This is a genomic window from Arenibacter lacus, from assembly GCF_008711145.1.
Taxonomy (GTDB): domain Bacteria; phylum Bacteroidota; class Bacteroidia; order Flavobacteriales; family Flavobacteriaceae; genus Arenibacter; species Arenibacter amylolyticus.
In genome coordinates this window covers 1-26586 of sequence record NZ_VVIN01000053.1, presented here as the reverse complement: position 1 = coordinate 26586, position 26586 = coordinate 1, and the positions used below count along the sequence as shown (strand labels likewise).

Below are 26586 nucleotides of genomic sequence, written 5' to 3'. Positions count from 1 at the left end.
AAAAGGAATTCATGAATGCTGCGCATTTCATCAATGGAAAAAATGAACAGAATAAGTTTTTAAAACAGAACTAATCCTTTTATAAATAAATCCAATAAGAAGTATAACTAAAACCATCAAAAATACTGGACAGTTTAAGTTTAGTCATATGATAGTAAACAATTAAATAGATATGAGTACAAAGTAGTGAGTAGTTAGAATTAGAATTGATACTTAATACCCACCCCGTCCTTTCGAGCCAGCCTGAAGTCGAGGCAGGTGGTTTTATGAAGCGTAGCGGAATAAAATTGTATCGAGAAACAGTTGTGGATAATGCCAATAAAGAAATTTGACATAAAAAATGATGCATCACAACGAGGTTCTCGATACAAAATTCCTATGGAATTTCACTCGAACTGACGCGACAATCAGTAAAAGCTTATTGGACCTTAACTATCTACCTACGGTAAACTTAGTTTAAGTAACATTTCAACTGCCCACTTGCAATCATCACCGATTTCGACTACGCCTACCTAACGGAAGAAAAACGCAATCTCCAACAATCCGGTGACTGAGTTTACCTGCCGGAGGTAGGCGGAGTCTGCCTACCGACAGGTATGGCCGAAGTCACAAAATAAATCTAGTATAAACCCGGATATTTCAAATAACAATCCAAGAAAACTCAATCCTGAAGACAAATTCACTACCACCTGAAAACCAACCTATCAATCGACCACTTAGATATTCGTACGGAGATTCTTTGTTTTAGACATCTAGTAATCCTTATTTGAATTGCCACGGCGTTTTAGCCCATGAATTAAAGTGGATCAGTGTTAGGTTCGCCATCTCCAAATTGTCAAATTTTCAAATCATCAAATTGGAATGATCCAACAAATCCCCCCACTTAAAGAATCAAACCTTTAACTTTGGGATTGGAACTGAATTTTATCCCAATGTATCTAAACTGCCATTCCTACTACAGCCTTCGTTTTGGAACTATTTCCGAAACGGAGCTATTACAATTGGCACAAGAGATGCAGGTGATGCAACTGGCACTTACCGATATCAACAACACCTCCGGTTGCCTAAATTTTGTAAGGAAATCCCAAGAGTTCAATATTAAACCCATTTTGGGTATAGATTTTAGGAATGGGGTAGATCCTTGCTTTGTAGCCCTAGCTAAAAACAACGAAGGATATCGGGAATTAAACAGTTACCTCTCCCAACACCTGCACGAGGAGAAGAAAATTCCGGCCATAGCGCCGGCTTTTAAAGACGCTTTTGTTATTTATCCTTTTCAAAAAGCGTTACTCAATGAGCAACATACTTTTTTAGAGCATGAATATATCGGTATTTCCATCGCCGATCTTAGACGACTGCCCTTTACCAAGCTTGCAGAACTCAAGGATAAACTAGTAGTACAACAAACTGTTACTTTCCGTAATAAGCGCGACTTTAATGCGCATCGACTGCTACGTGCTGTAGATAATAATCTATTATTAAGCAAATTACCAAAATCAGAGGAAGCCAATCCCGAGGAAAAGATGATTCCCTTAGAGGAGTTGACCAAGGCGTTTTCTGAGTATCCCTTTATTTTAGAAAATACGGAGCGAATTATGAATTCCTGCTCCATCTACTTCGACTTCTCCGACAACCGTAAGCCCCAAAACCTAAAAACCTATTTGGGGAATACCGCGGAAGACGAAGCGCTATTAGAAAAACTATGCAAGGAAGGCCTACCCTACCGATATCCCAAAACCGATTCTGTAATATTAGAACGACTCCAAAAAGAGATGGACCTCATTAAAAAAATGAGGTTTGTTTCCTATTTCCTCATCAATTGGGATATTGTTTCCCATGCCCGTAATCAGGGTTATTTCTACGTAGGGCGTGGTAGCGGTGCCAATAGCATAGTCGCTTATTTGCTCCGAATTACCGATGTAGACCCCATAGAACTGGATTTGTATTTTGAGCGATTTATAAACCTCTATCGAGTTAATCCGCCCGACTTTGATATCGATTTTTCATGGAAAGATAGGGAGGCCATGACCCAGTATATTTTTGAGCGCTTTCCCCACGTTTCCCTGTTGGGGACCTATGTCACTTTTCAAGAAAAAGGAGCTATCCGGGAATTGGGAAAGGTGTTTGGACTTCCCAAAGAGGAAATAGATATGCTCTGTAATAGAGATTATCCTATTTCCCAACTAGACGATATTTCCAAATTGGTGCTTAAATACGCTCAATTTATTAAAGGAAAGCCCAATTACCTCAGCATTCATGCAGGGGGTATACTGATAACAGAAAAACCCATTGAATACTTTTCTGCTACCCACCTACCTCCAAAGGGATATCCTACTACGCAATTTGATATGGTGATAGCAGAAGATGTGGGGCTTTTTAAATTTGATATCCTATCCCAACGCGGGCTTGCAAAAATTGCAGAGACTTTGGAAATCATTGCCTATAATCAACCCCAGGAAATCGGCACTTTCGACATTCACGATATTGGAAAATTTAAAACAGATCCCCATATAAATTCTATCTTAAAAAGTGCACAATGTATGGGTTGTTTTTATATAGAATCTCCTGCCATGCGTATGTTATTAAAAAAGCTGGAGGTGGACACCTATTTGGGACTGGTAGCGGCAAGTTCCATTATACGCCCCGGAGTGGCTAAAAGTGGAATGATGCGCGAATATATTCTACGACATCGAGATCCGGAACGAACCAAAGAAAAAGCACATCCCGTAATGCTGTCCATTATGCCAGAAACCTATGGGGTAATGGTATACCAGGAAGATGTGATAAAAGTAGCCCACTATTTTGCCGATCTTACCCTAGGCGAAGCCGATGTGCTCAGAAGAGGAATGAGTGGAAAATTCCGATCTAGAGAGGAATTCCAAAAGGTAAAAGACAAGTTTGTAGCTAATTGTCGGGCAAAAGGATACGAGGACACCCTTATTTTTGAGATTTGGGACCAAGTAGCCAGTTTTGCTGGCTATGCCTTTGCCAAAGGGCATTCTGCCTCCTATGCCGTAGAAAGTTATCAGACCCTATTTCTAAAAGCTTATTATCCTTTGGAATATATGGTGGCCGTACTTAATAATGGGGGCGGATTCTACAGTGCGGAATTCTATATACACGAAGCTAGGATGCTGGGGGCCAACATTCACCCTCCTTGTATCAACAATAGCTATATGGTGAACCATATCTATGGCAAGGAGCTATATTTAGGGTTGATGTACCTACGGGAACTGGAAGAAAAGGTGGCAACGCGCATTTTAAAAGAAAGAGTAACCAACGGCGATTTCTTATCATTGACCGATTTTATAGACAGAGTATCCATATCGGTTGAACAACTAAGTATTCTAATTCGGATAGATGCCTTCCGCTTTACGGGGGTGAATAAGCACGAATTATTATGGCAGGCACACTTGTCCCTCTCCAAAAGCACAAGGTTGGAACACCCGAAGCTGTTTTCGCCCAAACAACCACATTTTGAAATTCCCACTTTGTACACTACAGACCTAGAAATGGCTTTCACCCAGATAGAACTCCTAGGTTTTCCGCTATGCAGTCCATTTTATTTATTAACCGAAGTTCCCGAGAATAAGAACGGGAAAAAAGACCTAGAAAGATACCTTGGAAAAAACATCGATATCTATGGATATTTAGTAACCGTAAAAAACACCAAGACCCATAAGGGAACCCGAATGAACTTTGCCACCTTGGTAGATCAGCACGGGGAGGTTTTTGATACGGTGCTATTCCCTCCTGTTGCTGCAAAATACTTTTTTCGGGGAAGAGGCATTTATCGGTTTTATGGAAAAGTAGTAAGCGAATTTGGGTTTTTGAGTATTGAAGTGATTAAAATGCAAAAACAAGATTATATCCAAGATCCACGTTATGCGGACAAAAAGCCTTAACACAAGGACGAAACCAACTGCTCCCTTCATTTTAAATTGTTGAATTTAATAGGGTACTTCCAAATTCATCACAATTTTTATTAGATTGGATGGTTAAATAATTATAGTTGTTTTATAGGGGCGAAATTAATGTTATCCCCTTGCTAAAGACCCAACCTAGAAAATAATATGAATCGCATAAGCAAGCTGTTAAACCAGGATATCCCCTATTTGGATTCCTCTAAGAATAAGCTCATAGTAATCGGTTTTATCTGTTTGTATTCATTTATTTTCATCAAAATATATGACCCCTATGATATCAATGTATGGGGTAAAATTTATTATTTGGAATTTGTTCTCTTGGGGTTGGGAGTGTTCCTAGTTTCTCAATTTATTCTCCGTCCCCTATTTAAAATCAAAAGATTCAAAGTATACAGTTTAATGCTATGGGGCCTTATGGAAATGCTCTTAATTGCAGCGGTATTCGAACTTGTTTATAGTCCGCCAATAAATAGCCTTCAAGAACAAATCGTTGAATATTTTATTACCGTAAAGCAAATAGTACTAGTAGTGGTGGTTCCTTACACGCTGTTTTTATGGTATACTCAAATTCAATTAAAGCTATCGTCCTATAAACAGGTGAACGACAATACAGTAGTATCTAATGCTGAGCAAGGAAACGAGTTATTAGTTATCAATGGAGACAATAATAAGGTACTTCTCGCCATAAAGTATCCAAAGCTACTCTACATTAAATCTGCTGGTAATTATTTGGAGCTATTTTACCTAACGGGAGAAAAACTAACAAGGGAATTGGTGAGAATGAGCTTTAAGGAATTAGAGCCTAAAATTAGCGACCCCAATGTAATCCGCATCCACCGTTCCTATATGATCAACACCATCCATATTGCTTCCCTAAAAAAGACTAAAAAAGGGTATGGGGTACGTCTTCAAAACCTGCCGGAAGAAGTTATCCCTGTTTCTTCTGGATACAAGGATGTTTTTGAGAAAACCATAGAGTAAGTCAATTACCTCAAAACAGTGGAAGTAAAACACCGATTATATGTCGGCCCAAGGGTCGGTGTATTCAAATCTCACTTAGCAAGTAAGGTCCCATTAGTCCCTAATAGGGCTTTTCTATCACAAAACCGCCTAGATATACTGCCTGCTAAGCAAACTCCTATTAATTTGTTCTTAAGTACAACCTAATAAGACAAGTCGAGATTCTGGATTACTAATGGTTCTATATTAGAGATAGACTCTCAACAATAAAATATTAAAGTTAGCATCGAATAGGTTATAAGGTTGCAATCCACTAATTAAATCTGAGCAGTGTGAATAAAAACAGTTTTCTATTCATGGCGATAATCTTGGGCCTTTTTATTGGGGGCTTAGCTTTCGTTAAGGGTTCCGGGGAACCATCGCCTATTTACTACGATGTTCCTAAATTGAGCAGTACCTGTCCGCCAGGTTTTAAATTAAATGAACGGAACGAGTGTATTTCCCAAAACTTTTACAAACAATACATCACTGACAATGACCCAGGTGTAGGTGGATTAAAAACCGCCTTACCAGAGGTTAGAGACGGTTTTTCCCCACAAGAGATAGACTTAGGAAGGTATTTATTCTTTGATCCCGCCCTTTCCGGTAACGGCACCATTTCTTGCGCTTCCTGTCACGATCCCAATAAAGGGTTTAGTGATGGCCTACCTAGAAGTAGAGGAATAAATAATCAATTATTAGATAGGGCAGCGCCTACCTTGTGGAATGTAGCCTATTTAAAGAGTTTCTTTTGGGATGGGAGAGCCAGTACTATGGAAGAGCAGATGAAGGGTCCACTATTCGACGAAAAGGAAATGGCAAATACTCCGGAAAATCTAATACAAACTATGAATTCCATTGATAATTACAGATTCTTGTTTGCCGAGGCTTTTCCAAATAGAAGTAAAACCGATTCTATTACTTTGGATGAAATATACCGTTCCATAGTCGCTTTTCAATCCTCCTTAGTTTCCCTGAACAGTAAGTACGATCAATATGCACATGGGTATCACGAAGCATTGAATCAGAAGGAAATTGAAGGTTTAAATATCTTCCGATCTTTTGTAGCTAGATGTGCCGAGTGCCATACCCCACCCCTATTCACCAATCAGCAAATAGCCGTATTGGGCGCACCAGAACCCGAAGGCTTTTCCTTTGATCCAGGAGCAGAAGTGCCGTTCAAGGATAAAACGCTAAGAGGCGGATTTAAAGTGCCTAGCTTAAGAAATATTGAAAAAACAGCGCCTTACATGCATTCAGGAGTCTTTCCCACCTTAAGGGAAACGGTGCAATTTTATAATAACGGTCGTGGACACGCTGTACCGGAAGAGGAGGATTTGATCTTACATTGGCATATTTGGGAACCTAATTTAACCGATTATGAACTAGATAGAATCGTAGATTTTCTTAAAACATTGACAGACGAATCCTTTATGCCAAAAACTCCAGAAATACTACCCTCTGGGCTAACCACAATGAACAACCAACATCTAAATTAAAACAAATGAAAAAATCATCAGGATTATTAATTATCGGGTTAATCCTCACACTTGCCCTTGGTGTTTTTATCGGAAAAACACTTTTTACCAGTGGCCCGTCAGAATATGTCCCCATGCCAACCACTATGAAATATAGGAATGTGGGACTCACCAAGGATAGTACGCAGTTAGCGATGAGTGAAGAGTTTACTGGTGAAATCATTCAGGTTAAAAAAGGGGAATCCATCCAAAAAGCGGTACTAGCGGCGAAGCCGGGCGATTTGATTCAGGTTTTTCCTGGTAATTACTATGAAACCGTGTATATAGACAAGGATAATATTAGTGTACAGGGAATAATCGTAAAGGGGGAATGGCCCACCTTGGATGGTAAAAAGGAATTGAATGATGCCTTTTTATATTCCGGCAACGGAATCCAAATAGAGAATTTCAAGATCATGAACTATAAAGGCAACGGCATCATGGGTCAGGCCGGAAATAATTTTGTCCTCAGGAATAATTGGATCATGGATGCGGGGGTATACGGCATCTTTCCACAATACGGTAAAAATGGGTTGATAGAACACAATGTGCTCAGCGGAATAGAAGACGCAGCCATTTATGTGGGTATGTGCGATAATATTGATGTACTCCACAATGAGGTCTTTAATAGTGTAGCAGGAATAGAAATTGAAAATTCTAGACACGCACTAGTCGAAAATAATTACGCGCACAATAATACTGGTGGAATCTTGGCATTTATTACCCCAGGATTACCCATTAAAACTGCCTTCGATATCATTATCCGCAATAATTTTGTCGTTAACAACAACCATCCCAATTTTGGTGCTCCAGGATCCATTGTAGCGGGCATACCCCCTGGGACCGGCATTTTGGTTATGGCGGCCGATGACGTCATCATAGAGAACAATATTATATCCGGGAATGACAATGCGGGGATTACCATTGTAGACCTCGCCACAGGCGGCAGTACTTCCAACGATCCTAATTCTGAGCCCAATCCAGACCGGATTGTCATACTGGATAACTTTATGCATAATAATGGCAACAATCCCACCGGGGAGATAAAAGCCCTAATGCTCACTCAATTATCTACCAAAGGCCCGGATATCCTTGCTATGGGCGTCGGTGTAGGTAGTACTATCAGAGATAAGAACAGGTACCGCACCTTTGGACTGGACAATTTTGGTCCGGCGCAAATAACCGACACCAAAGAGGTAACCACCTTTCTATTGGACGTCCCCGTAGCTCCAAGATCGGTTTCTAAGGAGGAAATAGGTCAGCTTACCTACTACGGCGTCTGTGCAGGTTGCCATGCATGGGATGAGCGGTTAATTGGTCCGCCTACCCAAATTATTCAGGCGATACACAATAATAATCCCCAGGGTATTGTAGACTATATCACCAACCCAAAAAACCTACGGGAAGATTACCCAGAAATGCCCCCTCAGGACTACCTATCGGACGAAGCTAAAATGGCCGTGGCAGAATATATTCTGGCCATGAAGGAGTAGATAGGGACCACCGATTTAATAAAGATATTTTAAAAAGTCGAATTCATTGAATTAATCCTACTTAAATCTCCCCATGTTCACATATACAATACTTATAGATCAGGCCTTCCTAGAAAAGCAAAAACCCTGTCCAAATATGGACAGGGTTTTTACTATACGTGATAATGAGATGGCTTAAGCCACTACATCTACGACCTTCCCGTCTTTCATTTCTCCCAAAACGGTAACGTCTTTACTTTTTTTATACTCTTCATAGGCATACATCATTTGTTCTTCCGTATCCCTTCGGATCTTGATCCCTCCCGATTTTTGATTCTTGTTGCGAACCTCGATATAATAACCATCTCTTAATTCTGTCGGTCTCGTAGCAGGTCTCCCCAATCTTCCTCTAGATCTAGCCATAAATAATATCTGTTTTTTTAATAGTTTAACAATATTATTCTGCCATTAAATTAGGTTTGTCTTCTAAACTACACCTTAGCTTAATATCAGAATCTAGCATAATACCCCTTATTCTAATGTAAACCTAAGATTTTCATGAATTTAACACAAACTTAGCACTAATTCGCCTTAAAACGATGATATTATTGCATTTCCTATATTACAGAGCCTTTTTAGCATTCCTTTGCCTATAGCTGTGTATATTATTTTAATTGTAGTTTTCTTCTATTCCAGGGGATGCTCTTTTAACAATTCTTCGGCGGTATAGAATCCATTTTTATCTTTGATTGCCTCACGTACCTGTTTTACCTTTTCGGCATCGATTACAGATGCCTTATTTCCAAAAGTATTGCGTACATAGGTAAGCACTGCTGCCATTTCCTCATCGTTTAACATGCCACCAAAGGGGGTCATCGGAACTTGCCCAGGATATTTTTTACCCAAGACCTCTATAGGGCCCATCATGCCGTTAATGGTAAGTTTTATCAAACGGTCTTCGCTTCCCGTCACCCAACGCGAACCAGCCAGTGGAGGAAATCCAGAGCTCTCTAATCCCTTACCATTGCTCTGGTGACAGGTTATACAGAATCCTTCCCTTGCATAAATTTCCGCGCCTTTAATATATCGCTCCCTGTCCTTGCCTGTTAATTGGGTGTTGATTTTACTGCTTTCGGGGTCTTCTCCCAATTTATGTCCGTTTAAATGGGCGATGGCGGCTTCGTAAGGTCTTTGCATCCAACTATCCAAGGGTTTCTTGCCCACCTCCATAACTATGGGCAGCCCCTTTTCCTTATCTAACCAGGATGCGGCCGTTAAGGCCTCTAAACGCGCTCTTGGATGTTGGTCCTGGGCTGCCTTCATCAATATTTCTTCTTGATTGTCCAACTGGTGTCCGCCATACCTCGTTACCCTTACCGCTGCGGCGCGGGCTCTAAAATCTTTGGAATTTAAAACTTGATCCAAAAGCTCCATATCAATCTTATTTAGCCCCCAGCTTACCCATAGCCCTTCTAAAAGATGGTGTTCGTATCTGGGATCCCCTTTATCCAAATTATTTGTCCACTCCTTCAATTTGCTTAACACCTCATCAGCATCCCTGCCTCGTAACTCCAATCTTGTTCTCTCTCGGGTCCTAAATTCAGGTAATTTTAAGTTGTCCAATAGTTCCTCTATACTAGCATCTACAATTTTTGCCGGCTTCACCAAGGGTCTAGACGGATAGGTAATCCTATATACCCTACCGTGACTGTGGTCTCTAAGCGGGTCTCTTGCATTGTGCTGCATATGTCCAATTAACACATTATGCCAATCCAAGAAATACAGCGATCCATCGGGTGCAAACTCCATATCCACCGGCCGGAAATTGGGATCGGTAGCCTTTACTAGATCCAATCGATGCTTACTAAGATATCCTGCCGAATCTGGATCGTCTGAAATGGAATGTTGCTTAGTCCCCAAAAATCCGATGGTATTGTTGATAAGGAAGTCGCCCTGCACCTCATCGGGAAAATGCCTACTGGAAATAAACTCCAATCCAGAGGTAGGACGTACCCTATGGGCATCCTCAATTAAATTTTTTGGCAAGGGATTGGCCACCCCGTAACGCGATTTAATGGTTCCCGGCATCATCCAGGTCATATCCGGACCAGAGCTATGTGCAAAGAAATTCTGTCCCCACTCATCAAATGCAATTCCCCAGGGATTGGGAATAGAGAGTTGTGCGGTACGCTCTAGGTGATGCCGCTGTGGACTATACCTATAAAATCCGCCATTGGTGCCTCTAACCGGACCATAGGCCGTTTCTACATTGGTATGTAGAAACACCCCCTCGCCCATATAAATGGCCCCAGAGGGATCTGTAGCAAAAGCACTGATGGCATGGTGGGTATCATGATCATCAAAACCGCTTAATATCACCTCCGTTACATCTGCCTTATCGTCGCCATTCGTATCTTTTAGTAGTACCAGATTAGTACCCTGGGAAGCATAGACTCCCTCGGGAGCAAAGGCAAAACCAATGGTAAGGTGCAAACCATCCGCAAAAATCGTTTGTTTATCGGCCTTGCCATCATTATTGGTGTCTTCTAAAATAAGAAGTTTATCGTTTGGTTTACTATCCCCAGGCTTATAATGAGGGTAGCTTGGCATAACGCCTACCCACAACCTGCCTTGAGTATCAAAGGTCATCTGTACCGGATTGGCTAGCTCTTCAAATTCTTCCTCAGAAGCGAACAGCTCCAATTTATAACCTTCTGGAACCGTAATTTTATCCAGGGCATCCTCCCCATATAAATACTCGGGATTCCCATTTTTATTATTGGGACGGTAATTGGTATCCACCGGAGGGAGTTTCTTCGTTTTTGCATCTGCTGCAGCTAAATCCATTGTTTTCCCTTTCGTAGCCTCCCAAATAGCAGTATCCCTAATAGCCGTCATTTCTCGGATCTTCTCTACCTCAAAGGGGTAGTTGTCTGGCCCAAATGGGTCATAACGTCTCCCATAGGCATGCACCCCGTTTGGGATTTTAATATCATTGTGCCAAAACCAGTTTTTTTCCAATACAGCCTCCCTCACCAAGTCTCTATGTGCTTCTGCCACGGCCTTTTCCTTATCAAACAGCTTATCGGCCAATAATCTGGCAAACTTTTGATATCCCAAATCATTCAACTGGAAGCCATCGGCCGTTAAATTCTCTTTTTCTGAGTTGTACCAATTCTGGGATGGAGTAAAGGCATCTAGGAAGTAGATCCCATTATTGGCTGCTACCTCACGCATCGCCTCGGTATACATAGCAAGATTTTCGTTCTCCTTAATTCCATTAGGCAAATCCATTTCTGCGGATAGGTCTTCAAAGGCAATTGGGGAAACCAAAGCCAATTTTGGTGCCTCGGTACCGTTGTATTTCTGTTTTAAGGTATGCTGGATAAAAGCATTTAGTTCTTCCTTAAAATTATCAAGCCCCTCAATCCCCTCAAAAGATTCATTATATCCAAAAAATGCAAGAATTACATCCGCCTTTAATCGGCTTAGCCACTCATCTTCCGTATCAAAGTGACCGATACTACCAGAATTCTCCGCCAATTCTGCGTGAAATACCTCAGCCCCTGGAAATGCCCAAGGCGAATTGCGTGAGGAATGTGGCCTAAAGCCAGGGGTATTGCCCCCGTCGGCCATATTTCTTATAAAGAGTAAACTATCCGGATAGCGCAAATGCATTTCCGTTTCAAAGTGGCCAAAATTCATCATCCTAGACCCTAGGTTATTGCCAATTAACACAATACTCGATGCTTTCTGCAAGGGAATGGTATTTCCCTTTTCCGCACAACTATGTACTGTTATTGCCATTAAGATCAGAAGGCATATTTTACCTAGGATCCACTTCCTCTTGATATTCATAAGGTTGGTTGGTTTGTTTATCTATTAATTAAACTTGACGTGAACTCCCTCTTTCACCGATTTTTCACAGGCTTCAATAATTTTTTGACAGCTAATGGCATCTTGCAAGGTGGAAAGGGGTGCTTCATTATGCCTCAACACCTTATCCACGAAATGGGTTGTCGTATTTTTTATGGATTCGGGATAGCATTCATAGGTTTGGGAATGTGCCCCGTGCCTGGCATTGATTACCCAATCCCTGTAACTGTAGCGGGTACTCCCTTTGGTGCCCATTACTTTGATGATACAGGTCCATGGATCTCCGGCATGATCGTCATTGGCAAAACTGGCCGATAAATGGCTTAAGCTACCATTCTGCATCTGAATAGTTGCCATGGCCACATTTTCCTGTGGAGCAAGACTTACATCTACCGTATGCTTTAAACAAGAGATTGTTTTTGGCAAGCCAGCCAAATACAACATGGTATAACTGTGGTGGGTAAGTATCTGGCGAATTACTCCAGGGTATCTGGCCCGGATATCGTCTGCATGATGAATATTGTACATCATGTAAAACTGGGTAATAGCACCCAAGCGGCCTTCTTGGATCATTCTTTTGGTCCTTTGGATGCCATCTTCGTAGATATAGTTGTGTACAGGCATACATTTTACACCCGCTTTCTCTACAGCCTGTTGCATTTTCTCCAGTTCGGCAATATTGGAGGCTGCAGGTTTCTCTACCAAAATGTGCTTCCCAGCTTGCGCGGCCCTTACGGTATACTCACAGTGCGTCTCCATATTGGTCAGTATAAAAACCGCATCTAATTGAGGGTCCTGAAAAAGCTCTTCTTCCGTTTTATAGGTCTTACAGCCGTATTTCGCTGCTTTTAAGGCTCCTTTTTCCGGGGTTCTGTTCCAGAGTCCCACCAGTTTTGCCCCCTCCAAAGAATTGATAGCCTCGGCATGCAAATCGGCCACATCCCCAGCACCTAGGAGTCCTATTTTTATTGTTTTCATGAGCCTTGTTCTGAATAATTTAAGATTCCTTTTTCTGCCATATCCTTAAACTCAAGCAGGGATTTACGAACCCCTTCCCCAATAGAGGTTAAAGGCAATTCCGGAAAGGTACGTTCAATTTTTTCATGACTGAGGTCCGACACAAAGAGGTTGGGTGCTGCTCCTTCGGCTATGGAGAGCTGTGCAAACTCCCCTATTCCCAAAGCAGTGGCTTCTTGCCTTATTATCTCCAAAAAATCCTCTATAGCAATGGTTTCTCCTTTGATATTAAAAGCCCCAAATCCACTAAATTCGGAAAGCGCACATACTGCAAAATGAGTGCCTACATCTTCCACAAAGTGATAGTTTTCACGTCCTTGGTAGGGCATTTCAAAGGGGATTACCTCTCCTTTTACCGCGCCCATGGCCACCGTTTTTAGAGCATTGGTAGGAGCAGAAGTCTTCCCTTTGTCCCTCCCCTTCCCATAGGTGGTATTGATCCTTAGGCAAACGGTGGGTACCTTGGTATTGTCAAAAAACAATCTGGCCAAATGTTCCCCAGCTAATTTCCATATTCCGTAATGGTTTGGGGGTGCCAATTGCGCGTCCTCTTTAATTCCTGGATTTGGATACATGCTACGCATGCCATATACGGCTGCCGAACTTGCAAAAACAAATCGTTTTAAGTTCCTCAGCTTTTCCGCCACATCAAAGAGCGCCATGGTACCGCCTGTATTGATTTCCATTCCCCTTATATGATACATGGAACAATCAGGACTCTGATAAGCTCCTAAATGAATAATATGGGTAGGATTAATACGCAACAACGTTTCTTCCATTGCCTTGTAATCTGCCACGTCCAAGCTTACAAATTCCAATCGTGGATCTAGGTCTTCCCCTAACCATAATTTTAAAGAATCTGTATTATTGGCCCGCGTGGCCACCACAACTTTAGAAACCTCTTTGGATTCCAATAACTTGTATATAGTTGCCGATCCTATGCAGCCTGTACCTCCGGTAATAAATATTGTATGCATACTCTTTCTTCTGTTAGCTATTCATTTTTACCACTGCCTTTACGTTGGTGGCTTTTATAGAGTCTTCAAATGCTTGGGTAATATCCTTAAAATCATAAAAATCAGCATAGTGTTCCGCAGGGAATGCCCCGGTAAGCATCAGTTTTTGTGCCACCATATAATCTGCCCTGCACGATCCCATGGACCCCCTCATGTTTAAGGAGGTTCTGGTTAGATGAGTCGCATTGATCGCTACCTCCTTGCCGTAGGTGGCAATTACACAGATATCCCCTTCTGGGCGTACTACGGAAATGGCCTCGGATAAAACTTGGGGTACTCCGGAACATTCTATAAGGAGATCTACTTTTCCATGGTTACCAAAGGCCACTCCGTTGGCATCTTGTATACCGTTTTGTAGCTGTTTGGATAAAGGGTTTTCCGGCGATACCTCCATGGCAATAAACCCTCTTTCCCTCGCTTTTTTCAATCGAATATCCCTATCGTGGGCAATTCCGGTTATTGCCACCCTTGCCCCTGCGGCACGTGCCACTTCTGCAGACATCAGCCCAATAATTCCACATCCAGTGACTACTACATCCTGTCCTGGTTTAATATCGCATTTATTGTGCAGTGCATTTACCACTACGGATAAGGGTTCTACCAAGGCCCCTTGCTCCGGACTTAATCCGTTCATTAAAACTACGGCACGGTCTGATTCCATTATGACCTGCTGACCAAAACCGCCATTTCTATGGAAACCTATTATTTGTTTAGTCGGACAAAGGTTCCACTTAGCCACACTACAGGCGGGACAATCCTCCTCTTGGCAACCCAACATGGCCAGTGGGGTAATTATATCACCTACCTTTAGTTCACCGTGGATTCCTGGGCCCAGTTCTAGCACCTGAGCACTAAATTCGTGCCCAATAACCCTAGGTCGCTCTACCCAATCAAAATTGGCCTTTCCCAAGGCGGCACTGTTGTCTGACCCACAGATACCGGTAAACAAGGTTTTTACCCGGATCTCACCTACTTTCAGAGGTGGGAGATCCATATCTACCACAGAAGTATTCCTAGTTACTAATCCTTCCGAATGGGGCATTATTTTTTCACGTCCATGCAGACAAAAGCCTTTTATTTTCTCAGTCATTCCCAAATTTTTGGATGCACAGGGAAATAGTATGGAGTCCACAATTTCCCGATATATACATTAATAAGAAGGGGTGGGATGGCCTTCCATGCTTCCCTCACCCTAAGATTTTATTTAAAACAATTGGGGCGGACTACACCAAACCCCATTCCTTGTTTTATACGATTATTACCTACCAGATAACCCCTGTATCCTTCCACTGTCTTTCCCTTGCAGAGTCTAAGACAGCCTCACAAACCTTTTGGGTCTCTTGGGCTTCCTTAAAGGTAGGGGAACAAACGGAATTGTCTTCCAAACTTTTAAAGAAATCCGCAGCTTGGTGAACAAAGGTGTGCTCATACCCCACACTAAGTCCGGGTACCCACCATTTGTCCATATAAGGATGATCTCCATCAGTAACATGAATGGATCGCCATCCTCGCTCCATGGATTCATCCCTATGATCAAAATACTCTAACCTGTTTAAATCGTGCAGATCCCATCGTATAGAGGCATGCTCCCCGTTTATCTCGAACGTTTTCGCAGCTTTGTGTCCACGGGCATAACGAGTAGATTCGAATACTCCTAAGGACCCATTGTCAAAATGACAATGAAAGATACACGCGTCGTCTATACCTACTTTTTGAACTTCTCCGGTCCCAGAATGCATACGTTCTTTGATAAAAGTTTCCGTTACTGCAGAAACATCCTTAATTCCCCCATTTAACCACATGGCTGTATCTATACAATGTGCCAATAAATCTCCAGTCACTCCAGATCCAGCAGCGTCATTATCCAATCGCCACGTACCTTCTCCCCCCTGGGGTAAATCTGGACTTATGGTCCAATCCTGCAAGAAATTGGCGCGATAATGGAATATCTTCCCCAATTTTCCCGCATCTATCAGTTTTTTGGCAAGGGTAACTGCAGGAACCCTACGATAGTTGTACCAAACGGTGTTCTTAACACCTGCTTTTTCTACGGCATCTACCATGGGCTGAGCCTCTGCTACTGTTCTGGCCAAAGGTTTTTCACACAACACCATCTTCCCAGCTTCTGCCGCGGCAATGGCGATCTCTGCATGCATGTTATTAGGGGTACAGATATCGATAGCGTCAATATCGTCCCTAGCAATTAATTTGCGCCAATCGGTTTCAATGGATTCGTACCCCCACTGGTCTGCAAAGGCCTGCAGGCGTTCTTTATTACGCGCGCACACCGCTTTCAACACCGGTTGAAATTTTAACTCTGGGAAAAAATTAGCCAATCTATTGTAGGCGTTAGAATGGGTACGCCCCATAAATCCGTAACCTACCATTCCTATTCTGATACTTTTCTTTTCTGACATTTTAATGTTTTAATTAGTTGTGAGTGATTTAATTGTACGAGTACAGGTAAATAGGGCGTCCTAATTATTCGGCTTCGTACCACCCGTGTTGTTGTCTTACCTTAATCATTGCTGCGAGGATATCATTCCACGTTTGTTGTTTCATCATTACCTCATTGGGGAACATACAGCCATCCCAACAAATATGTTTAAAATTTTTGGTCAGCACCCCATTCTCATCACGCAACCAATACCCAGCGTCGGCCACTATATCCAATTTACCATTGGGGTCCGTCGCCAAACAATGTCGCCCCGTTTTATCATGGGAACCGGCACCAAAGACCGTCCCATCATTTTGGGCAACATGAAAATCAATGGTCCACGGTCTTAAAGCCGCAGTAAGCGTTTTTAACCCCTCATTAAGGGCTTCCCTATCTTCCCATTTAAAGTCCTTTGGTAAAATCCGCTCATCGGGTTTATTGGCGCCAAGAAGATACAACAGGGTATGGGCCATATCGGCCTGAAATCCAATATTGGGCCTATCTACGGCCTCCAGGGTATTGATCATGGTTTTCCATCCATGCATTCCGCCCCAACAGATTTCCCCTTCTGCCGCTAAGGACTCCCCATAATCTGCAGCCACATCACAGGCCTCTCTAAAAGTTTGGGCAATTAATTTGGTGTTAGCGACTGGATCGGTCGCCCAGCTAGCGGGATCTACGGAAGAATCGATTCTGATTATCCCATGGGGCCTCACCCCTAAATCCCGTAGTTTTTTTCCTATGACACAGGCTTTTTTCACCTGAGTCACAAATTGATCGCGTTCTGCCTTGCTCCCCATGGCAGATCCACCGCCAGTGCCTGCCCATACTGGAGCCACAAGACTTCCTATTTCTAAGTTTCTTGCCCTAGCCTTGTCGGCCATCCTTTTAATTCCGTCATCGGTAGAATCGATGTCCATATGTGGTTCGGAAACAAAAAGATCAAATCCGTCAAACTTTACACCGTCGACTTCCGCATTGGCCGTGAGATCAATTAGGGTATCCAAAGATACTGGTGGTTCAGAATCTGGTCCTTTTCCAACTACCCCAGGCCATGAGGCGTTGTGAAGTTTAGGAAAGTTGTTTTCTTGCATAGTATTTGGTTTTTATAGTTTGGCATCCGCAAAACTCCAGTAATGGAGAAAAGCAGATAGTATTTTTAAACGATGAAAATCCGGCTAAATTCCTAAGAAAGACAAGCGGGTAATATCATTTTTCCGAGTCTAAATATATTGATTAATAATTGGCGTATCAATCAACTCCTACAAATCTAGAATACTATACAACATCAAATTTCCTTTATTTTACTAATTGTCGACACTTTTTTGTCTTAACTTAGGGGCATTTAAAAAGAAATAGGAAAAATTATGAGTACTCCGAACATTGAAAAGGCATTGACCAATAAGCAAACTTTTATTTTCAAAGACTTGGTAGGCCCCTATTTCAATCCCAATTGGCATTTTCATCCCGAGTTTCAAATTTCCTTTATCGCCGAAGGGAAGGGCACCCGTTTTGTAGGGGACCATGTGCAGTCTTTTGAGGAGGGAGATCTAGTGATCACGGGTCCAAACCTTCCCCATTTATGGCGTAGTGATGACGATTATTTTGAAAAAGACAGCACCCTCACCACCCGAGGATTGGTAATTTATTTTGACAATGAGCTTTTAAGCGAGTCTCTTTTAAACAAGGAGGAGTTTTACAAGATCAATAAACTGGTTGAAAACTCGGTCAGAGGCATGGAGTTTTATGGCGAAACCAGACACAAGATCAATCAGCTAATGCCAAAATTAGCAAAAGAAAATGGCTTCGCTAGAATTATGAAGCTTTTGGAAATCATAGACATCCTTGCCAATTCTGAAGAGTACCACCTTTTGGCCAGTCCTGGTTACGTAAACGCCTTTAAAGGGGATGATGCCGAAAAAATGCAGATTGTGTACAACTATGTAATGAATAATTTTAAGGATAAGATATCCTTGGAAGAAATAGCCAGCCTCTTAAATATGACCACCACATCCTTTTGCAGGTATTTTAAACCACGGGCCAATAAGACCTTCACCCGATTTGTAAATGAAATACGGATAGGACATGCCCGAAAATTATTGCTGGAGGATAATTTGAATATTTCTCAAATTAGTTACGAATGCGGTTTTAACGCCTTATCCAATTTTAACAGACAGTTTAAGTCCATCGTTAAAATGAGCCCCCATGAGTTTAGAAAGTTATTTTTGAACATTAAGACCAGTATATCCTAGGAATTTAGTGATAAGCTAGCTTATGGCTTTTAGATTCATAATGCCAATTAATGTACACTAATCTTAGATTCTTCAGGCAATATAAAATCCGATGCCCTAACTACAGCCTCTCCTAAATTACCCCTTCTGGAGCAAGCATACATTATGCAATGATGAAAGGTAAGCATAGCACAAGCTTTCCATACCCGTTATAGGCCTAACATATCCCATTTCCTCTCAAAATCCCACCTTTAAGACAAAATAGTACTGTTCTTTAACAAGAAATAGGAAGCATGCAACTGCTTTATAATTTAGTTTTGTTGATGTTTAACCCTAGTATTTCCTTTATACACCTACATTATCGTAAATCTGGAAATAGGTTCTTGGAACGGACTATCCTTATTAATAAAAGGATACCTATCATAAAAAATTATGATTATTACAAAAAAGTGATTAATCTTATAGCATCAAATCAATAACCAAACTATAATTATAAAGTATTATCTCGATGGAAAAATCAACATCTATTTTACACCCTAATGCCAACCGACTATTTTGGGGGAGCTGCCTCGCCTTAATCACTACCGCATTCTCCTTTAGTATTAGAGCGGGAATTCTACCTCAACTAGGAGATCAACTCAGTTTAACCGCAGAAGAATTGGGCTTTATCAATTCCATGTGGTTTTTTGGCTTCCCTATTTCTATGGTTATAGGAGGTTTAATATATCATAAAGTAGGAGGAAAAGCCATTATGCAATTTGCTTTTTTCGCCCATACCATAGGTATAATTATGACTATTTATTCTGGTAGCTATACCGGCCTACTGATTTCTACCTTCCTAATTGGTTTAGGTAACGGTTGTACGGAAGCTGCTTGTAATCCTATGATTGCCGATGCTTATCAAGGAGTAAGAATGAGCAAGATGATGAACCGATTTCATATGTGGTTCCCGGGGGGAATTGCAATAGGAAGTATTATTTCTACCTTTATGACAGATGGGTTTTCTATTGGTGGAAGCTTAGTTGGCGGAGGTATGAGCTGGGAGAGCCAGATTTGGGTTATCCTTATACCCACATTGATATACGGCTATATTTTCTTGGGTCAAAAATGGCCAGAAGCCAAGGTAGAGGAAGCTGCTACCCTTAGCGGAAACCTAAAAGCCATGATTTCCCCACTCTTTATATTCATGATATTCTGTATGGCATTGACCGCCATTTCCGAATTTGGTCCTCAGCAATGGTCCAGCCTTATTCTAGAGAAAAGTGGTGCCAACCCAATGTTAATATTAGCATTAGTAACTGGTTTAATGGCTGTTGCCCGCTATTTTGGCGGAAGTGTTGTTAAACAGTTCGACCAAACCGGGGTACTGTTGGGATCAGCAGTGATCGCTACCATTGGTATATTCTTATTCAGCACACAAACAGGGGCCATGGCCTATGTGGCGGCCATATTTTTCGCCTTGGGAGTGGCTTATTTCTGGCCTAACATGATTGGCTTTGTAGCAGATAAGATTCCTAAAAGTGGTGCCTTAGGTATGTCTATTATCGGTGCGGTGGGAATGTTCTCTACCTCAATTTTCCAACCAATAATAGGAGGTTGGATAGATAAAGACAAGGCTGTTGCCGCAGCTGCGGGATTAACTGGGGATGAGTTGGAGTTGGTAGCCGGACAGGCAACTCTAAGAACCATGGTCTCATTTCCTGCCATTTTAATCATCCTTTTTGCCATCCTGTGGTTCTGGATAAGAAAACGAAACCAAACTACCACCGCGCAAGCCACTAGTGGGCAGCCCGCACCAGAATTGTAAACCAACCATTCTACATACATACCTCCTTTCCCCGATGCAGCGCCATCGGGGAAAATAGGCAGGTGGAAATTGACAGCTAAAAAACAGTTGTCTTACTGTATTTCCATTAGCTAAACTTTAAACAAAGCCAAAGGATTTTAAAAACTATAGATTATGAAAATTGGAATGAATATGTTGCTTTGGACCAATCATGTTACTGAGCAGCATTTCCCACTCGTGGAAAAAATAAAGGCTACAGGTTATGATGGCATAGAACTATTCCTAGGAGAAGGGGATGTTGGTCATTATTCTAAGCTAGGCACTTTTTTTAAGTCGCTAGATTTAGGGGTGACCGCTGTTGCAAGTTTAGCAGCTGAAGAAAACATTGCCAGCCCGGATGCCAACATAAGGGCAGCTGGCCTAGATAAACTAAAATGGTCCATAGACGTGGCCGCCGCATCCAATGTGGAGGTGGTTTGCGGGCCGTTTCATTCCTCTTTTGCATATTTTACCAGGCAACCCCCTACCCTATCCGAAAGGAAATGGAGTGTGGAAATGTTACAAAAAGCAGCTGAATATGCCGCTACTGCCAACATTATGCTGGCCCCTGAGGCGCTCAATAGATTTGAATGCTATTTATACAATACAATGGCCGATTTAAAGACCTTGGCCGAACAGGTAAATCATCCCAATTTAGGTGCAATGTACGATAGTCACCACGCTCATATTGAAGAAAAGAGTCAGGTAGACGCCATAAAAACCATCGCACCACACCTAAAGCACGTCCATATTAGTGAAAACGATCGTGGAACACCTGGCAGCGGCCAGGTTCACTGGGATGCCGTTTTTAGCACCCTAAAAGAAATAGAATATGACGGTTGGCTTACTATTGAGGCTTTTAGCACGGTGATACCGGAATTTGCGAATGCCATTAATGTTTGGCGGGATTTTTCCCCCTCGGTGCAAATCTATACTCAGGGGTTGGATTTTATAAAGAAGGGGATGCAAGGATCATAGGGCAAGCTACTACCCTAACTGTCTTATTTTAGAACATATCCTAATTTAATGGTTATGTTTAGATTGATAAATACACTATTTAAAATACGTTATGAAAAATTATTTTTATTTATTGCTTGCTCTTGTCATAGTATCCTGTAATGGTAAAAAAACAGCACAGGACAACGCCAATAAAACCGAGGATGATCCTGTGCAGTGGCTAACTTTTGATGGCACGGATGACAATGCAAAGCACATTGTATTCATTTCTGGGGATGAGGAATACCGATCTGAGGAGGCGTTAACGCAAATGGCAAAGATTTTAAGCACCCACCACGGATTTAAATCCACCGTTCTATTTGCGCAAGACCCAGGGAAACCAGGGATCATCAACGCCAATTACGGTCAGAACATCCCAGGATTAGAGGCTTTAAACACCGCAGACTTGATGGTTATCTTTACCCGGTTCCGTGCCCTACCAGACAATCAAATGCAGCATATAGACAACTACTTGAAAGAGGGCAAGCCGGTATTAGGGATCCGTACCGCCACCCACGCCTTTAATTTCGGTGCCGATTCCAACTCCAGCTTTAAACATTATGGCAATTACTACAATGGGGATAAAGAGGAATGGAAAGATGGTTTTGGCCGATTTATCTTAGGAGAAAACTGGGTAAACCACCACGGGCATCACAAACACCAGAGCACGAGGGGAATTATTGCGGAAGGAGCAAAATCCCATCCAATAAACAACGGTTTGGAAGACGGAGATGTTTGGGGTCCCACCGATGTTTATGGAGTTAGGCTTCCGCTCCCTGGGGATTCGCAGCCCATTATGCTAGGACAGGTAGTAAACCGAACAGGGGAATTTGATGAAAAGGATATTTTCTACGGGATGAAACCCACAGACGAAGAAGTTGCAACCACCAATGATAAGGGAGTGCAATTGAACAACCCTATGATGCCTATAGCCTGGACCAAGAGTTACCAGCTAGAAGACGGCCAAAAAGGCCGAGTATTTACGTCTACCATCGGGGCGGCAAACGACCTATTACTGGAAGGTACTCGAAGGTTATTAGTAAACGGAGTGTTTTGGGCCATGAATCTTCCTGTTCCCGCCAAAGCAGACGTTACCTTGGTGGGTGATTACACCCCCACTAATTATGAATTTAGAAAGGACGAATACTGGGATCAAAAGCAATTGAAAGTAACAGATCTTAAGTAAGTGCTATCTCTATTGAAGCTTCCTTTACCGTAGGCAGCAAATAAGTTCCAATTGGTAAAAAGTAGTCACCATTTACATTGAAAAAAGGGAATCTCTATGGCTTTAGAGGTTCCCTTTTTACCTGCCTTCCATTGCTTTTATGACGCTTCAGTAAGCTTCGCCAATGAGAAAGCCGCAACAGCCATCACTAAATCGCGCACCGCTACGTCCAAATACCCTCCGCCAATCAGTAAAGTGAAGGCAATGAGCACCAACCAACCAGATACCACTAAGGCACCTATATGGGTCTTTATCAGTACCAAGACACCTGCCGCGATCTCAATAATCCCAACAATCCCCATAAAGGTAGTTGCTTCAAACGGAATTAAATCCAACATCCAAGGGGTAAGGTAAGCGGTCCAATCCGTTAAAATATGTGTAAACTTATCCAAGCCGGCCACTATGGGTACCAATCCAAACGTATACTTTAGAAGGTTTACCTCCACTGGTGTATGTAGTTTCATCGTATTTTTATTTTTGTGTTTTGTATCTATTGGATGGTTCGATTGGCAAAAGGTTACAAAGCAATTGCGATATTATGCTATTCTTCCTAGCCTCTATTCCAATGCACTACCGCATCTACAGACCGAGATACGTTTCAAGGTAACTTATAGTACAACCAACTTAATAAAAATAGACCCACAACTGTTATATGGAGCATTTTAAACAGCTTTAAATTCTAAGGTAAGTTAACGGGTAAATCAAAATTTAATAAGAAGGGCTGCAGCTAGGGGCAAATGGCTTTAAATCTTTGCTTACCATAACTTTCCTATTATGAGGTATCTGGATAATTCCTAGTCGGTAATTTTTTTTATATTTGTCGTCGGAAAAATTAATAATCCATAAAAAGACAAAACTCCTATCTATCAATTACTTAGCTATTTCAAAAAACATCTTAGAAACCTGTGGGCACCATTAATGCCATAAGCTACCCCAAAAAAACCTAAGAGATCCCTTTAATTAAATATTCTCCTTTTTCATAGCGTTGCAAAAACCTAAGATTTTATCGACGAAAGGCTTATTTTACCGCCAAGTAAAATGATTTATGTATTTTAGCCTAAGTCCCCCAACTAATAATGTATGTCAAAAAACTACTCCTTAAAAGATCAATTAAACCAATTACTTCAATATACCCCTTCTGTTTTAAGCTGGATTACAGAAAAACAGCTAGCCGGTTTATGGTTTTTTAGGGCAGATGAAAAAAGTCGCTTTTGGGTAAGTCAATCTTTTTGGCAGGCCCTTCATTTTGATTATTCAGAAGCTGACTACGAAGCCGCCTTTATAAATAAACATCTGAATGCCAATACCACAGAGACCCTGGAAGCATTCATAAACTCGTTAAAAAAGGGAGATTTAGGAGATTCAGAATGGCAACTTACGGTGCAGGATGCCTCTAAAAACCAACAAAGCTTAGCGGTAGAAGCCTTCCCTATAGAGGATAGTCAACAAGGACTCTTTTACCTCTTACGGTTTATAAGACTGGAAAAGGATAATGAACTAGAGCAGCACGATTTAAACGCGCTTCTGGACATTTATGAACAAACCAACGAAATTGCCCAAATTGGAGGATGGGAAGTCGATACTCTAAAAAAGGAGGTGCTCTGGACTAAGGTTACCAAAGAAATTCACGAAGTAGATAGTGACTACATACCACAATTTGATGAGGCTATTCAATTTTTTAAAGAAGGATGGAGTAGAGATCTTATAATTGAATCATTTAATGATTGTGTTACTAACGGTACTCCATATGATATAGAATGCAAAATAATTACCGCTAAGGGGAGGGATATTTGGGTCCGGGCTTTTGGAAAACCAGAATTTAAACTAGGAAAATGTATTAGGGTCTACGGAGCTTTTCAGGATATTGACGAGAAAAAGAAGCGATCCATAGAACATAAGAAAACAAGGGAACGCTTCAAAATGATCTTTGAAAGGTCACCTTTGGGAATTATTCTGGTTACGAAGGAGAATAAACTTATTGATATCAATCCTGCAGGGATCAATATTTTCGGATTAGACCATCTCCCTAGGGAAGACGTGATGAAACTTACCTTTAAGGATGTTATCCATCCTGATCACCTGCAAAAGGCTGTAGATTATCGAAAGAAACTAATTGAAGGGGAAATCAGTAGTTATAAGTTGGAGGTGAAATGTTTTCACAACACAGGAAAGCTCATTTGGTGTACCATCAATACTACCATTCTTCCAGGGGCTAAAGATGGAGAAGAATTGATTATTACCCAACTTGAGGAGATAACCGAACAGAAGGAATTAGAACGATTGGCAAAAGAAAATGCCGATAAATTTATTCAGGCTTTTGATCACTCTCCTAACGGAATGGGAGTTATTGGGCTAGACCGTACTTGGATAATGTTCAATAACAACCTAGCAAACATGATAGGGTACTCTAAGGAAGAATTTGCTAGTTTACGGTTTAAAGATATTACCTACCCTGAGGATTATAAAAATGATAGTCATCTTCTAAACCAACTAATTAAAGGTGAAATTGACAACTACAGTATTGAGAAGAGGTATATCCATAAGGATGGGCATATTGTTTACTGTCATTTCCACGTAGCTGGCATGTATGATGAAGATGGAAAAGTAACCTCCTTAATTGGCCAGGTGGTAGATATGACGGAGACCATTTTGGGCCGAAAAGCATTACAACGGAGTTTATCCGACCTACAAGGCTTGCTAGATGCCACCACACAGATTTCCATCATAGAAACCGATTTAGATCTTACTATTAGGAAATTTAATAAGGGAGCTGAAAATTTACTAGGATACCGTGCCGAGGAGGTCATTGGAACTTCTAGGGCAGCCATCTTTCATTTAGAGGACGAAATTACGAATCAGGTAGCAGCCCTTTCAAAAAAATATGGTCAGCCCATACCTAGAGAGGCGGTTTTTAGCTATGAGGTTGGTCAAGGAAAAATAACTCCAAAGGAATGGACTTATGTTAGAAAAGACGGCAGTACCTTTCCCGTCCAATTAGTAGTTACCCCCGTACAAGATAATGAGGGGAACATCACTGGATACCTAGGGGTGGGAACAGATATCTCCAAGCTTAAGGCAATGGAAGAATCCCTTATCACCGCTAAGGAAAAAGCAGAAACGGCGAGTAGATCCAAGTCCGAATTCTTGGCGAATATGAGTCACGAAATTAGAACTCCATTAAACGGCATTATTGGTTTTACAGACCTGTTAATGAAAACAGCGCTTTCAGAGAGTCAGCAAAACTATATGAAAACCGTTCGCACCTCTGCGATCTCCTTACTAGATTTGATAAACGACGTTTTGGATTTCTCCAAAATTGAGGCAGAGAAACTGGAGTTAAATATTGAACGAACCGACCTAGTGGAGCTTTGTGGGGAAGCTATAGACCTTATTAAATTTCAGGCACACGACAAAGATCTAGAGGTTCTATTAAATATTTCCCCAAAAATAAAACGCTTTCTGTATGCAGATACGGTACGCTTAAAACAGATTCTCATTAATTTATTGGGGAATGCCGTTAAATTTACACATCAGGGAGAGATAGAGTTAAAGGTGAATGGGAGAAGCGATGCTCAAGGACAGGAAATGGTATACAGTTTTTCCATTCGCGATACTGGAATTGGCATTGCCCCTGAAAACATACATAAAATTTTCCATGCCTTTGACCAGGAAGACGCCTCCACCACCCGTAAGTTTGGTGGTTCTGGACTTGGACTAACAATTAGCAACCGCTTATTAGGAATTATGGGGAGTAAGCTTCAAGTAAAAAGCACCCCAGATGTGGGCAGTGTATTTTATTTTGACGTAGCATTTAAAACGGAATTGGAACAAAGTCCTAAACATGTCGATGTTACCCGAAGTGTTGGGAAAGTTTTAGTGGTGGATGACAATGCCAATAACCGCACCATCCTAAATGAAATGCTAGCCGTAGAACAAATCAATACCACCCTCCTATCTAATGGAATAGAAGCCATAAATACCTTGCAAAAGGGTGAGGCTTTTGATTTGGCCATTATCGATTACCATATGCCCTATTTAAATGGTCTTGA

The 26586-nt window shown here is 41.6% G+C and carries 17 protein-coding genes; 9 read left to right on the top strand and 8 right to left on the bottom strand.

Translation table 11 applies throughout. The features are described from left to right. The first annotated feature begins 932 nt into the window (after nt 1–932). The 4 genes from F1E73_RS13490 (at nt 933) to F1E73_RS13475 (ending at nt 7935) form a co-directional block, all read left to right on the top strand. Nucleotides 933–3905, top strand: a complete 2973-nt coding sequence (locus tag F1E73_RS13490) for a DNA polymerase III subunit alpha (RefSeq protein WP_150452204.1) — start codon at nt 933–935, stop codon at nt 3903–3905. A 168-nt stretch (nt 3906–4073) separates the two neighbouring features. Then, nucleotides 4074–4907, top strand: coding sequence for a LytR/AlgR family response regulator transcription factor (locus tag F1E73_RS13485; RefSeq protein WP_150452203.1), 834 nt, complete (start codon nt 4074–4076; stop codon nt 4905–4907). A gap of 335 nt (nt 4908–5242) precedes the next feature. After that, nucleotides 5243–6424 (top strand): cytochrome-c peroxidase, encoded by a 1182-nt coding sequence (locus tag F1E73_RS13480; protein ID WP_150452202.1) that lies wholly within the window; start codon nt 5243–5245, stop codon nt 6422–6424. A 5-nt stretch (nt 6425–6429) separates the two neighbouring features. Further along, a complete protein-coding gene (locus tag F1E73_RS13475) occupies nt 6430–7935 on the top strand; it encodes a parallel beta-helix domain-containing protein (RefSeq protein WP_150452201.1) in 1506 nt (501 codons plus the stop codon). Nucleotides 7936–8109: 174 nt separating this feature from the next. Here the strand turns inward: F1E73_RS13475 and F1E73_RS13470 are convergent, their stop codons facing one another. The 7 genes from F1E73_RS13470 to F1E73_RS13440 form a co-directional block, all read right to left on the bottom strand. Continuing rightward, nucleotides 8110–8337 carry a hypothetical protein gene (locus F1E73_RS13470; protein ID WP_317045167.1) on the bottom strand — a complete coding sequence of 76 codons (228 nt, stop codon included), beginning with the start codon at nt 8335–8337 and terminating at the stop codon, nt 8110–8112. A 264-nt stretch (nt 8338–8601) separates the two neighbouring features. Continuing rightward, a complete protein-coding gene (locus tag F1E73_RS13465) occupies nt 8602–11772 on the bottom strand; it encodes a PVC-type heme-binding CxxCH protein (RefSeq protein WP_150452200.1) in 3171 nt (1056 codons plus the stop codon). Nucleotides 11773–11796: 24 nt separating this feature from the next. Then, nucleotides 11797–12768, bottom strand: a complete 972-nt coding sequence (locus tag F1E73_RS13460; protein ID WP_150452199.1) for a Gfo/Idh/MocA family protein — start codon at nt 12766–12768, stop codon at nt 11797–11799. Next, nucleotides 12765–13784, bottom strand: a complete 1020-nt coding sequence (locus F1E73_RS13455) for an NAD-dependent epimerase/dehydratase family protein (RefSeq protein ID WP_150452198.1) — start codon at nt 13782–13784, stop codon at nt 12765–12767. The genes F1E73_RS13460 and F1E73_RS13455 overlap by 4 nt, the downstream gene beginning before the upstream one ends. Nucleotides 13785–13797: 13 nt before the next feature. Then, the gene (locus tag F1E73_RS13450) at nt 13798–14913 is read right to left on the bottom strand and encodes a zinc-dependent alcohol dehydrogenase (protein ID WP_150452197.1); all 1116 of its coding nucleotides are present in this window, start codon (nt 14911–14913) and stop codon (nt 13798–13800) included. A gap of 172 nt (nt 14914–15085) precedes the next feature. Beyond that, nucleotides 15086–16240: a Gfo/Idh/MocA family protein gene (locus tag F1E73_RS13445; RefSeq protein ID WP_086476511.1), complete on the bottom strand. Its 1155-nt coding sequence runs from the start codon at nt 16238–16240 to the stop codon at nt 15086–15088. A gap of 64 nt (nt 16241–16304) precedes the next feature. Further along, a complete protein-coding gene (locus F1E73_RS13440) occupies nt 16305–17354 on the bottom strand; it encodes a sugar phosphate isomerase/epimerase family protein (RefSeq protein ID WP_150452196.1) in 1050 nt (349 codons plus the stop codon). A 273-nt stretch (nt 17355–17627) separates the two neighbouring features. Between F1E73_RS13440 and F1E73_RS13435 the strand changes: the two genes are divergently transcribed. From F1E73_RS13435 to F1E73_RS13420, 4 genes are all read left to right on the top strand, one after another. Continuing rightward, entirely contained in the window at nt 17628–18512 is an 885-nt protein-coding gene (locus tag F1E73_RS13435; protein ID WP_086476509.1) for an AraC family transcriptional regulator, read from the top strand. Nucleotides 18513–18999: 487 nt separating this feature from the next. Beyond that, nucleotides 19000–20298: an MFS transporter gene (locus F1E73_RS13430; protein ID WP_086476508.1), complete on the top strand. Its 1299-nt coding sequence runs from the start codon at nt 19000–19002 to the stop codon at nt 20296–20298. Between the two features lie 153 nt (nt 20299–20451). After that, nucleotides 20452–21294, top strand: coding sequence for a sugar phosphate isomerase/epimerase family protein (locus F1E73_RS13425; RefSeq protein ID WP_086476507.1), 843 nt, complete (start codon nt 20452–20454; stop codon nt 21292–21294). 91 nt (nt 21295–21385) lie between these two features. Next, nucleotides 21386–22498 carry a ThuA domain-containing protein gene (locus F1E73_RS13420; RefSeq protein ID WP_150452195.1) on the top strand — a complete coding sequence of 371 codons (1113 nt, stop codon included), beginning with the start codon at nt 21386–21388 and terminating at the stop codon, nt 22496–22498. Nucleotides 22499–22635: 137 nt separating this feature from the next. Here the strand turns inward: F1E73_RS13420 and F1E73_RS13415 are convergent, their stop codons facing one another. After that, nucleotides 22636–23001: a hypothetical protein gene (locus F1E73_RS13415; protein WP_086476505.1), complete on the bottom strand. Its 366-nt coding sequence runs from the start codon at nt 22999–23001 to the stop codon at nt 22636–22638. 616 nt (nt 23002–23617) lie between these two features. Here F1E73_RS13415 and F1E73_RS13410 point away from each other — a divergent pair. Then, nucleotides 23618–26586: PAS domain-containing hybrid sensor histidine kinase/response regulator (locus F1E73_RS13410; protein WP_150452194.1), on the top strand; the 2969-nt coding region annotated here is incomplete at its 3' end.